This is a genomic window from Paracerasibacillus soli, assembly GCF_042432965.1.
GTDB classification, from domain to species: domain Bacteria; phylum Bacillota; class Bacilli; order Bacillales; family Amphibacillaceae; genus Paracerasibacillus; species Paracerasibacillus soli.
Map to the genome: position 1 here is coordinate 255,531 of NZ_JBHLWL010000022.1, position 11,464 is coordinate 266,994.

General features: G+C 37.4%; 13 protein-coding genes and 1 other annotated feature. All 13 genes read left to right on the top strand.

Going from position 1 to position 11,464, the window contains the following annotated elements; genetic code table 11:
• The first annotated feature begins 1 nt into the window (after position 1).
• Positions 2-430 (top strand): Mini-ribonuclease 3, encoded by a 429-nt coding sequence (locus ACFFIS_RS07830; RefSeq protein ID WP_320380888.1) that lies wholly within the window; start codon positions 2-4, stop codon positions 428-430.
• Entirely contained in the window at positions 423-1,172 is a 750-nt protein-coding gene (rlmB, locus tag ACFFIS_RS07835) for a 23S rRNA (guanosine(2251)-2'-O)-methyltransferase RlmB (RefSeq protein ID WP_320380889.1), read from the top strand. The genes ACFFIS_RS07830 and rlmB overlap by 8 nt, the downstream gene beginning before the upstream one ends.
• Positions 1,169-1,678 (top strand): NYN domain-containing protein, encoded by a 510-nt coding sequence (locus tag ACFFIS_RS07840; protein WP_320380890.1) that lies wholly within the window; start codon positions 1,169-1,171, stop codon positions 1,676-1,678. The genes rlmB and ACFFIS_RS07840 overlap by 4 nt, the downstream gene beginning before the upstream one ends.
• A gap of 126 nt (positions 1,679-1,804) precedes the next feature.
• A complete protein-coding gene (sigH, locus tag ACFFIS_RS07845) occupies positions 1,805-2,458 on the top strand; it encodes an RNA polymerase sporulation sigma factor SigH (RefSeq protein WP_390186880.1) in 654 nt (217 codons plus the stop codon).
• Between the two features lie 91 nt (positions 2,459-2,549).
• Positions 2,550-2,699 carry a 50S ribosomal protein L33 gene (rpmG, locus tag ACFFIS_RS07850; RefSeq protein ID WP_320380891.1) on the top strand — a complete coding sequence of 50 codons (150 nt, stop codon included), beginning with the start codon at positions 2,550-2,552 and terminating at the stop codon, positions 2,697-2,699.
• Positions 2,700-2,725: 26 nt separating this feature from the next.
• Positions 2,726-2,899, top strand: coding sequence for a preprotein translocase subunit SecE (secE, locus tag ACFFIS_RS07855; protein ID WP_320380892.1), 174 nt, complete (start codon positions 2,726-2,728; stop codon positions 2,897-2,899).
• Between the two features lie 395 nt (positions 2,900-3,294).
• Positions 3,295-3,828, top strand: a complete 534-nt coding sequence (nusG, locus tag ACFFIS_RS07860; protein ID WP_390186881.1) for a transcription termination/antitermination protein NusG — start codon at positions 3,295-3,297, stop codon at positions 3,826-3,828.
• Between the two features lie 307 nt (positions 3,829-4,135).
• On the top strand, positions 4,136-4,561 hold the full coding sequence (gene rplK / locus ACFFIS_RS07865) for a 50S ribosomal protein L11 (protein ID WP_320380893.1): 426 nt from the start codon (positions 4,136-4,138) through the stop codon (positions 4,559-4,561).
• A gap of 188 nt (positions 4,562-4,749) precedes the next feature.
• Positions 4,750-5,442 carry a 50S ribosomal protein L1 gene (rplA, locus tag ACFFIS_RS07870; protein WP_320380894.1) on the top strand — a complete coding sequence of 231 codons (693 nt, stop codon included), beginning with the start codon at positions 4,750-4,752 and terminating at the stop codon, positions 5,440-5,442.
• Between the two features lie 52 nt (positions 5,443-5,494).
• Positions 5,495-5,628 (top strand) — a sequence feature (ribosomal protein L10 leader region).
• A 53-nt stretch (positions 5,629-5,681) separates the two neighbouring features.
• Positions 5,682-6,179 carry a 50S ribosomal protein L10 gene (rplJ, locus tag ACFFIS_RS07875; RefSeq protein ID WP_320380895.1) on the top strand — a complete coding sequence of 166 codons (498 nt, stop codon included), beginning with the start codon at positions 5,682-5,684 and terminating at the stop codon, positions 6,177-6,179.
• A gap of 62 nt (positions 6,180-6,241) precedes the next feature.
• On the top strand, positions 6,242-6,607 hold the full coding sequence (gene rplL / locus ACFFIS_RS07880) for a 50S ribosomal protein L7/L12 (RefSeq protein ID WP_390186882.1): 366 nt from the start codon (positions 6,242-6,244) through the stop codon (positions 6,605-6,607).
• 135 nt (positions 6,608-6,742) lie between these two features.
• Positions 6,743-7,345: a class I SAM-dependent methyltransferase gene (locus ACFFIS_RS07885; RefSeq protein WP_320380896.1), complete on the top strand. Its 603-nt coding sequence runs from the start codon at positions 6,743-6,745 to the stop codon at positions 7,343-7,345.
• 486 nt (positions 7,346-7,831) lie between these two features.
• Entirely contained in the window at positions 7,832-11,368 is a 3,537-nt protein-coding gene (gene rpoB, locus ACFFIS_RS07890) for a DNA-directed RNA polymerase subunit beta (RefSeq protein ID WP_390186883.1), read from the top strand.
• Positions 11,369-11,464: the final 96 nt, after the last annotated feature.

Below are 11,464 nucleotides of genomic sequence, written 5' to 3' on the forward strand. Positions count from 1 at the left end.
CATGAGTGAAGATATACGACAGATGAAGAGCTTGGCACTTGCCTATATGGGGGATGCTGTTTATGAAGTATTTGTACGAGAACATGTCCTTCATTCAGGACAAGTGAAGCCGAACCAGTTACACAGAAAGACGGTTACATTTGTTTCTGCCAATGCCCAGGCCAAAATAATTAAGGCCTGGCTCCAAAATGGCAAGCTATCAGATGAAGAGACACAAATTGTCCAACGGGGAAGAAATGCTAAGTCTGGTTCTATTCCAAAAAATGCAAGTGTACAAGCGTATCGATATAGTACAGCTTTTGAGACATTAATCGGCTATTTATTTTTAGCAAAGGAAGAAGAGCGGTTGTCAGAGTTATTAACTGAAGCGGTAGCATTCATTGAGCGAGAAAATGATAACGAAGGAAGGAGGTCTTCAAACAATGAATGAAGAGTTGATTATAGGTAGAAACCCTATTTTAGAATTGTTGCAATCGGGAAGATCTGTTAATAAAATACTTATTTCTGAACAATTAAACCCGAATTTCCGTGGGAAAATTGAAAGGCTTTGTAAGGCGTCCGGTATCGTGATACAACGAGTGCCAAGAAGTCGACTAGACCAGTTGACAGAAGGTAATCACCAAGGAATTATTGCTTATGTAGCAGCTTATCAATATGCAGAAATTGATGATTTATTTGCTCGTGCAGAAGGGCGAGATGAAGCTCCTTTTTTTATCATACTAGATGAATTAGAAGACCCGCACAATTTAGGTTCAATCTTACGGACTGCTGATGCAAGCGGAGCACATGGCGTCATTATTCCCAAGAGACGATCTGTCGGTTTAACGGCTACCGTTGCTAAAACAGCAGCTGGTGCGATGGAATATGTACCTGTTGCGAGGGTGACCAATATTGCGCAAACAATTGAGGAATTAAAACAACGTAATGTGTGGATTGTTGGAACTGAAGCAGAGGCAAAGGAAGATTATCGGCAAATAGATGGAACATTACCGATTGCAATTGTAATTGGTAATGAAGGAAAAGGGATGAGTCGTCTTGTGCGAGAAAAATGTGATTGGACGGTTAATCTACCTATGAAAGGAAAGGTTTCTTCTTTAAATGCTTCTGTAGCATGTAGTTTACTGTTGTACGAAGTATATAGGAAAAGGTATCCACTCGGAGAAAAAAGATGAACATTCTCGTAGTAGACGGATATAATATTATTGGTGCGTGGGATGAATTAAAGCAATTAAAAAACAAAGATATGGGTCAAGCCCGTGACCGACTAGTTGAAATGATGGCGGAATACCAAGCATATTCCGGATACAAGGTAATTGTCGTATTTGATGCATACTACGTGTCGGGAACAGAATCTAGGTATAAACAATTTAAAATAGATGTCATTTTCACGAGAGAAAAGGAAACAGCGGATGAATGTATTGAAAAGTTAGTGAAGGATTTAAAAAATGTAAAAAACCAAATATATGTTGCAACATCTGATTATGATGAACAGCGACATATATTTGGCAGTGGAGCTTTACGTAAATCCGCGAGAGAACTGTATATTGAAATGACAAACGTTGAACATGAGATAGAAGAAAATATTAGCAAACATAGCCAAGTAAAGCCAAAATCAACGATACCATTGGACAGTAATGTATTAGCTGTATTTGAAAAGTGGCGACGTGGTGTAAAATAGTAAAGTCCCGTGAGAACCTGTAAATATCAATAATCGGAAAATTATAATAAGAAGATGATTGAGTTATTAAACCGCTTCATGTATAATGACCTTATATTTACCGCTTATGATCGGGGGTCATTCTGGGTGAATGTCAACCAGTTGGAACTGAACTTTAAACATATACGTAAGCTTGATGATGAAGAAATTATAAGTTTAATTCACGAAGGAAACGATCAGGCACTAGATTATTTAATTCACAAATATAAAAATTTCGTTCGCGCCAAATCCCGGACATATTTTTTAATAGGGGCCGACAGAGAAGATATAATTCAAGAAGGCATGATTGGGTTATATAAGGCGATTCGTGATTTTGATGGGGACAAGCTTACGTCGTTTAAAGGATTTGCAGAGCTCTGTATTACAAGACAAATTATTACAGCAATTAAAACAGCAACACGACAAAAACACCTGCCTTTAAATTCCTATATTTCGCTGGACAAGCCCATTTACGATGAGGAATCTGATCGAACATTATTGGATGTCATTGCAGGTTCCAAATCAATTGATCCGCAGGAACTCTTGATTAATCAAGAAAAGCACGGGGATATCGAAATTAAATTAGCAGAATCTTTAAGTGATTTAGAAAGAAGGGCGTTGCATTTATATTTAGATGGTAAAACATATCAAGAGATTTCTGTTGATTTAAAGCGTCATGTGAAATCGGTTGATAATGCGTTACAGCGCGTGAAGCGCAAGCTAGAGCAATTAATAGAAAATAAAGAAGTAAAGTTATTTTAATGCGTAACAGCATGTTAATATGACGTTGACAATCATGATAATTCCGTGCTACATTAAATTGAGATAAGACCCAATCGGGGTGAAAAGAACGATGAGTAAAAAAATAACTTTAGCGTGTACAAGCTGTTCAAGTAGAAACTATTCCACGAATAAAAATGTATCCATACAATCTACACGCTTAGAAGTTCAAAAATATTGTAAAGTTTGCGGAAAACATACACTACACCGCGAGACAAAGTAATGTGTTAGATTTGGGGGGGTACAGCGATGATTAATTTTCTAAAGAATGTATCGAAAGAGATGAAGAAGGTTACCTGGCCAAAAGGTAAGGAGTTAACGAGCTATACCATTACTGTTATCGCAACAGTTGCGTTTGTAGCTATCTTTTTCTTTTTAATTGATTTAGGTATTTCGCAATTCTTAAATCTTTTCTTTGAATAAATAATCGTAAACTATGCTATAATGATGATAAATGAGACGTATTGTATAAAACCCGGTTATTTAACGGGTTTTTTAAATTGCCTAAAATTCATAGGGAAATGACGATAATTGCGTGTTTTAAACAGAAGGTAAAAGGATTGAAACTTCGAGGTGGCCTAACTTTAAGGGATAGAACGTATTAAATAATACGTAAGTATCAAAAAAGTAAGCAAGCTCTCACGGGATACGGTGACTTCGGCATTCGCTACAAGACGTGGTGGGCTTAGTAAGTGAATCCCCGTACCAGCGTGTCATTTTTACTGGATTTTTTGAATCGCCTCTATAAAAAAGCTGTTAGTTAAGGGCGTAAATGCTAGATAATAAGGGAGGGAAGGACAGCAAGTTGTCCTCATATTATGGAAAAAAGTTGGTATGTTGTCCATACGTATTCTGGTTATGAAAACAAAGTTAAAGCAAACTTAGAAAAGCGTGTTGAAACAATGGGAATGGAAGATAAAATTTTCCGCGTCATTATACCAGAAGACGAAGAAACAGAAATAAAAGATGGCAAGAAAAAAGTAGTGAAAAAGAAAGTGTTCCCAGGTTACGTTTTGACAGAAATGATTATGACGGATGATTCTTGGTATGTTGTTCGGAACACGCCAGGTGTAACTGGCTTTATCGGTTCAAGTGGTGGGGGGACAAAACCTACGCCGTTATTACCGGATGAAGTAGATGTCATTCTGAAACGAATGGGTATGGCTGACGCAATTGTGCAAATCGACTTCGAAGTGGATGAAAATGTACGTGTAACAGATGGACCATTTGCGAATTTCGAAGGTACAATTGAACAAATTGATTTGGATAAACAAAAAGTAAAAGTACTTGTCAACATGTTTGGAAGGGATACACCGGTTGAATTGGATTTTAATCAAATTGAAAAATCTTAATAAAGATTTTGAATGCATGTCAAACAATGTAAAGTTCTACACACAGGTAGGTTAAGAAACTATTAGTACCATGTGAAGGTGCTTTTGTTTGTGTATGATTACAGTAGGAATGGTCGTAACGATCAAAGGTATATCAAACAACTGAAATGCGGGACTATTCTTGCATTCTAAAAATCACTTGCAAAATTCGCTATTTCATGCTAAAATTCTTTTGTTATTCATGCTCTAATGAAGAGCATTTATATAACATGAGTGGGAGGGGGAAAACCCCTATTACCACATCACGGACTTTAAGGAGGTGTGTCTCGTGGCTAAAAAAGTTATTAAGTTGGTAAAACTACAAATTCCAGCTGGTAAAGCAAACCCAGCACCACCGGTAGGACCTGCGCTTGGTCAAGCTGGTATTAACATTATGGGATTTTGTAAAGAGTTTAACGCCCGTACGCAAGATCAAGCAGGTTTGATTATTCCAGTTGAAATTACAGTATTTGAAGACCGTTCATTTACTTTTATTACGAAAACTCCGCCTGCTGCCGTATTGCTTAAAAAAGCAGCTGGCATTGATAAAGCTTCTGGTGAACCAAACAAAAATAAAGTTGCAACTTTAAAACGCGATCAAGTTAAAGAAATTGCAGAAACTAAAATGCAAGATCTTAACGCGGCAGATGTAGAAGCTGCTATGCGTATGGTTGAAGGAACAGCACGAAGCATGGGTATTAAGATTGAAGACTAATCTCCGAAATCTTGCAGGGTTGCGGTATGCGAAATTTGCACCTCGCAACCTTTTCGTATGAAATATAGTTTGTTCTAACGGCAAGCTAGATGTTGCAAAACAACATCATGTGCAAGCTTTATAAAAGCATTTGTGCTTTTATAAGTGGGAGGTATTACCGTTATAACCACATTAGAGGAGGAAATAAAATGGCAAAAAGAGGTAAAAAGTATCAAGAGGCTGTGAAGCTAATTGATCGTTCAAAATCATATAGCATTACAGAAGCTATTGAACTTTTAAATCAAGTACCAAAAGCAAAATTTGATGAAACAATTGAAGTTTCTTATCGTCTAGGTGTAGACCCTAAGAAAGCAGACCAACAAATCCGCGGTGCATTCGTATTACCACACGGAACAGGTAAAACCCAACGTGTATTAGTATTTGCAAAAGGTGCTAAGGTAAAAGAAGCTGAAGCGGCTGGAGCTGACTTTGTGGGAGATCAAGACATGATCAACAAAATTAACCAAGGCTGGTTCGATTTTGATGTAATCGTGGCAACTCCTGACATGATGGCGGAAGTTGGAAAGTTAGGTCGTGTTTTAGGACCAAAAGGCCTTATGCCAAACCCTAAAACTGGAACAGTAACATTTGAAGTTGAAAAAGCAGTTAAAGATATTAAAGCTGGTAAAGTTGAATATCGTGTTGATAAATCTGCTAACATTCATGTTCCAATCGGTAAAGTTTCATTTGATGATGAAAAATTAGTTGAGAACTTCAATGCAATGACAGATACAATCGTAAAAGCAAAACCTCAAGCTTCTAAAGGTACGTATTTACGTAACGTTGTAATCTCATCTACAATGGGACCTGGAATTAAAATTGATGTTTCTAGCTTCCGTTAATTGGTAGTTGACTTTTTGATTACAATTAGATATACTAAATCTCGTTAATAAAACAATTGCATACGTTGTACCGTAGACAGCAGGGGCCACATGGCTTAATTTTCCTGCCGAGGTGTTTGATTATATAACATAATAATTGTTATAAAGCCTCCTTGTGTCTATCTGGGAGGCTTTTTATTTCGTATATAAATAGCCTTGCAAAAGGTACGGTATAATGAATCTTTCTAGGAGGTGGAACAATGCCAAGTATCGAATCTAAACAACAAGTTGTTCAAGAAATTACAGAAAAATTTCGTAACAGCCAATCAACTGTATTAGTTGATTATCGTGGATTAGATGTTGCACAAGTTACAGAATTACGTAAGCAATTACGTGAAGCTGGGGTTGAATACAAAGTTTATAAAAACACATTATCACGTCGTGCAGCTGAAGAAGCGGAATTGGGAGAATTAACTGGTTCTCTAGTCGGCCCAACAGCTATTGCATTCAGTAATGATGATGTAATTGCACCTGCTAAAATTTTGAATAACTTTGCAAAAGAAAATGAAGCATTGGAAATTAAGGGTGGCGTAATCGAAGGTAAGATTGCTACACTTGATCAAATTGAAGAACTTGCAACATTACCAAACTACGAAGGTATGGTATCCATGTTGCTTAGCGTATTACAAGCTCCAATTCGCAACTTTGCTTATGCTACAAAAGCTATTGCTGAACAAAAAGAAGAGCAAGGCGCATAATAAACTGAGTTTTTAAAGTACGATTAACTATAAAATAAACGTGAAAAATAGGAGGAAAAATCATGACTAACGAACAAATTATTGATGCTATTAAAGAAATGTCCGTACTAGAATTAAATGATTTAGTAAAAGCTATTGAAGAGGAATTTGGCGTAACAGCAGCAGCACCTGTAGCTGTAGCAGGTGGAGCAGCAGGTGGAGACGCAGCTGCAGAACAAACTGAATTTGATGTTGTGCTTGAAAATGCAGGCGCATCTAAAATTAAAGTTGTTAAAGCAGTACGTGAAATTACAGGCCTTGGCTTAAAAGACGCAAAAGACCTTGTTGATAACGCACCTAAAGCAATCAAAGAAGGCGTTTCTAAAGATGAAGCTGAAGAAGTTAAAGCTAAACTTGAAGAAGCTGGAGCAGCTGTAGAAGTTAAATAATTTATTTATAGAGATATATTCGTTCAAACTTGTTTTTGAACAACTTTATAAAAAATAAAGAGCTCGTCGGCAACCGACGGGCTCTATGTATACAATGACAATCTTCTCTTACTATATATAAAGTGGGTGCAATCAATGTCTGAACATTACTTTTCACATCAACCTCAATCACAAAGTTCACCAAAGACATGGACCTATGAATTGCGGAGAAAAACATTTACATTTACAAGTGATGTCGGTGTATTCTCAAAAAACGAAGTAGATTTTGGCTCAAGATTACTTGTTGAAACATTTGCAGCTCCACGTATAACCGGCGATATTCTAGATTTAGGGTGTGGTTATGGACCGATTGGTATTGCTTTAGCGGCAAGTTTTGAGGATCGGAAAATTCTAATGGCAGATGTAAATGAAAGAGCGCTAGCGTTAGCGAAGGAAAATATACAAAGAAACGCAATCCTGAACGCCGAACTTGTAAGAAGTGATCGGTTTTCCAATTTAACAAACTACACATTCGCTTCTATTGTAACAAATCCTCCAATTCGAGCTGGAAAAAAAGTTACATACGCTATGTTTGAGGAAAGTAAAGATGCATTGCATAGTGGCGGAGAATTATGGGTTGTCATTCAGAAAAAGCAAGGGGCACCTTCAACAAAAAATAAGTTAAGCGACTTATTTGGGAATGTTGAGGTTGTAGCAAAGGATAAGGGGTATTTTATTTTAAAGTCAATTAAGGTTTGACCTAGCATTGTTAATGTGATAATATTATTAAATGCTAACATGGGAATTCTTTTGTCAAGAGAAAACGATTAGAAAATATAGGGAAGGTATAATTTAATACAAACAGGGGACAATGGTAAAATCGTCTTTTTGATGGTCGCGATATATATGTGAAGGTTTTTTTGATGAAAAGCCTTTTTTCTGTTATTGTTCGTGTTGACTTTTTGTATATAGAGAACATAAAACCTTATTTCTATTTAAAAATGATAACCTATTATCATAATTTTGACAAGAGCATTCACAAATATTTAATAAGATTATCTACTTAGAAAAAGTATTTTTGAATTACCTTTAAACTAGTCTAGAGCTAGTTCGCTGTATTATCTTGTTGTGTATAAGAAGTTCCTAATATATAGGGCTTCTCTAAAATAAATTTAGCAATCCACACTTGTATGTATGATTAGCTTTAAAACATACAAATAACTCAAGATTTGAGAGGTGAAGCAGTTGGCAGGTCAACTAATTCAGTACGGGCGGCATCGCAAACGTAGAAGTTATGCGCGAATCAGCGAAGTGTTGGAACTACCAAATTTGATTGAAATTCAAACCGCTTCCTACGAATGGTTTTTGGAGGAAGGTTTGCGAGAAATGTTTCAAGACATCTCGCCAATTGAGGATTTCGCAGGGAATCTATCATTAGAATTTGTCGATTATAGTATGGGAGAACCTAAATATCCCGTTGAGGAATCAAAAGATAGGGATGTTACGTATAATGCTCCACTTCGTGTTAAAGTACGCCTCATTAATAATGAAACAGGTGAAGTAAAAGAACAAGAAGTATTTATGGGAGATTTCCCGTTAATGACAGATACAGGAACATTTATCATTAACGGTGCAGAACGTGTTATTGTATCTCAGCTCGTTCGTTCACCTAGTGTGTATTACAATGAGAAAATTGATAAAAACGGAAAACGAGGTCTCGCAGCTACTGTTATACCAAACCGCGGTGCGTGGTTAGAGTTTGAAACAGATGCAAGAGATGTTGTACACGTAAGAATCGATCGTACAAGAAAATTACCGATTACGGTTTTATTAAGAGCGTTAGGCTTTAGTGCAAATGAGGAAATCATCGATTTGATTGGTGATAATGAATACCTCCTTAATACATTAGAAAAAGATAATACAGAAACAACCGAAAAGGCATTATTAGAAATATATGAGCGTCTTCGTCCAGGTGAACCACCGACTGTTGAAAACGCAAAGAGTTTACTTGTTTCGCGCTTTTTTGATCCAAAACGTTATGACTTAGCACATGTGGGACGCTATAAAATGAATAAAAAGCTTCATTTGAAAAATCGTCTTTTTAATCAAGTGCTAGCAGAACCAATTGTTGATCCGGAAACTGGTGAAGTAATTGCTCAAAAAGGTGACAAATTAGAACGTAAACTTTTAAACAAAATCATTCCGCATTTAGAAGATGCCGAAAACATGGTAAACGAGAAAGTGTTAAATCCCGAAGATGGTATATTGGATGAACCAATTCGTTTACAATCTGTTAAAATATTCGACCCAACAGATCCAACTGGAGAACGTATTTTAAATGTAATTGGAAATGCAAATATCGACTCTACAACCAAAAATATTACACCAGCAGATATACTAGCATCCATTAGCTATTTCTTTAATCTGTTATATCAGGTTGGAAATACCGATGATATCGACCATTTAGGAAATCGTCGTTTACGTTCTGTTGGCGAATTATTACAAAATCAGTTCCGTATTGGATTATCTCGTATGGAACGTGTTGTCAGAGAAAGAATGTCGATTCAAGATACATCAAGCATTACGCCACAACATTTAATCAATATACGCCCGGTAATTGCGTCGATTAAGGAGTTCTTCGGAAGTTCACAGTTATCGCAATTTATGGACCAAACTAACCCATTAGCAGAACTTACGCATAAGCGTCGTTTATCTGCATTAGGACCAGGTGGACTAACACGTGAACGTGCAGGAATGGAAGTGCGTGACGTACACTATTCCCACTATGGACGCATGTGTCCGATTGAAACACCGGAAGGACCAAACATTGGGTTAATTAACTCATTATCAAGTTACGCTAAGGTAAATAAATTTGGCTTTATTGAAACGCCGTATCGTCGTGTCGATCCTGATACAGGTAAATTAACAGTGCATATTGATTATTTAACAGCCGATGAAGAAGATAATTACATTGTTGCACAAGCAAATGCACCTGTAGACGAAGATGGTAACTTCCAAAACGAAGAAGTTATTGCTCGTTTTCGTGGAGAAAACATCGTTGTATCACGTGAAAAGATTGATTACATGGACGTTTCACCTAAGCAAGTAGTATCTGCTGCAACTGCATGTATTCCATTCTTGGAAAATGATGACTCAAACCGTGCGTTAATGGGTGCAAACATGCAACGACAAGCTGTGCCATTAATCCAGCCTGAAGCGCCAATTGTTGGTACAGGAATGGAATATGTTTCTGGAAAAGACTCTGGTGCAGCGGTAATTTGTAAACACGAAGGAATTGTTGAAAGTGTGGAAGCCAAGCAAATTATCGTACGTCGTGTATCCGAGATAGATGGAAAAGAAGTAAGAGGTGACGTTGATCGCTACCGTTTACTAAAATATATCCGCTCTAACCAAGGTACTTGTTATAACCAACGTCCAATTGTCCAAGAAGGTGACCGTGTTACAAAAGGTGAAATCCTTGCTGATGGACCTTCTATGGAAAAAGGTGAACTTGCTTTAGGTCGTAACATTCTAATTGCATTTATGACGTGGGAAGGTTACAACTACGAGGATGCTATTATTATGAGCGAACGTCTTGTGAAAGATGATGTGTACACATCTATTCATATTGAAGAATATGAATCGGAAGCTCGTGATACAAAGCTTGGACCGGAAGAAATTACAAGAGATATTCCAAATGTTGGTGAAGACGCGCTTAAAAACCTAAATGAACAAGGAATTATTCGCGTTGGTGCTGAAGTAAAAGATGGAGATATCCTTGTTGGTAAAGTAACGCCTAAGGGAGTTACGGAGCTATCTGCTGAAGAACGATTACTTCATGCGATATTCGGTGAAAAGGCTCGTGAAGTGCGTGATACATCACTACGTGTTCCACATGGTGCGGGTGGTATTGTACTAGATGTGAAAATCTTTAACCGTGAAGATGGTGATGAATTACCACCAGGCGTAAATAAACTTGTCCGTGTATACATCGTTCAAAAACGTAAAATACACGAAGGGGACAAGATGGCTGGTAGACACGGAAATAAAGGGGTTATCTCTAAGATTCTCCCTGAAGAAGATATGCCATTTTTACCAGATGGGACACCGGTAGATATTATGCTTAACCCACTAGGTGTACCATCACGTATGAATATCGGACAGGTGTTTGAATTACATCTTGGAATGGCTGCTAGAAAATTAGGCCTTCATGTTGCAACACCAGTATTTGATGGAGCAACAGAAGAAGATGTTTGGGAAACACTAGAAGAAGCGGGTATGCCGCGAGATGCGAAGTCTATTCTTTATGACGGACGTACAGGTGAAGCATTTGATAACCGTGTTTCTGTTGGTATTATGTACATGATCAAACTAGCACACATGGTTGATGATAAACTTCATGCGCGTTCGACTGGACCATATTCACTTGTTACGCAACAACCACTAGGTGGTAAAGCACAATTTGGTGGACAGCGATTTGGTGAGATGGAGGTTTGGGCTCTTGAGGCTTATGGTGCTGCATACACATTACAAGAACTTCTTACTGTTAAATCAGATGACGTCGTTGGACGTGTGAAGACGTATGAAGCAATTGTAAAAGGTGAAAACGTACCGGAACCTGGCGTACCAGAATCGTTTAAAGTGCTTATTAAAGAATTGCAAAGTCTAGGTATGGACGTAAAAATCCTATCAAGTGACAAAGAAGAAGTTGATATGCGTGAACTGGAAGAAGATGACGCGCAAGCTGCAAGCAAGCTGAATTTAGAAGTAGAAGAAAATTAATTGCTGTGTGCTCTAACAAAAAAGAACGCATGATTTGTTAGAGCGCACCTTAGATAAAGTGTTTGGAGTATCCTATTTAAAAATCGTACATTAAAA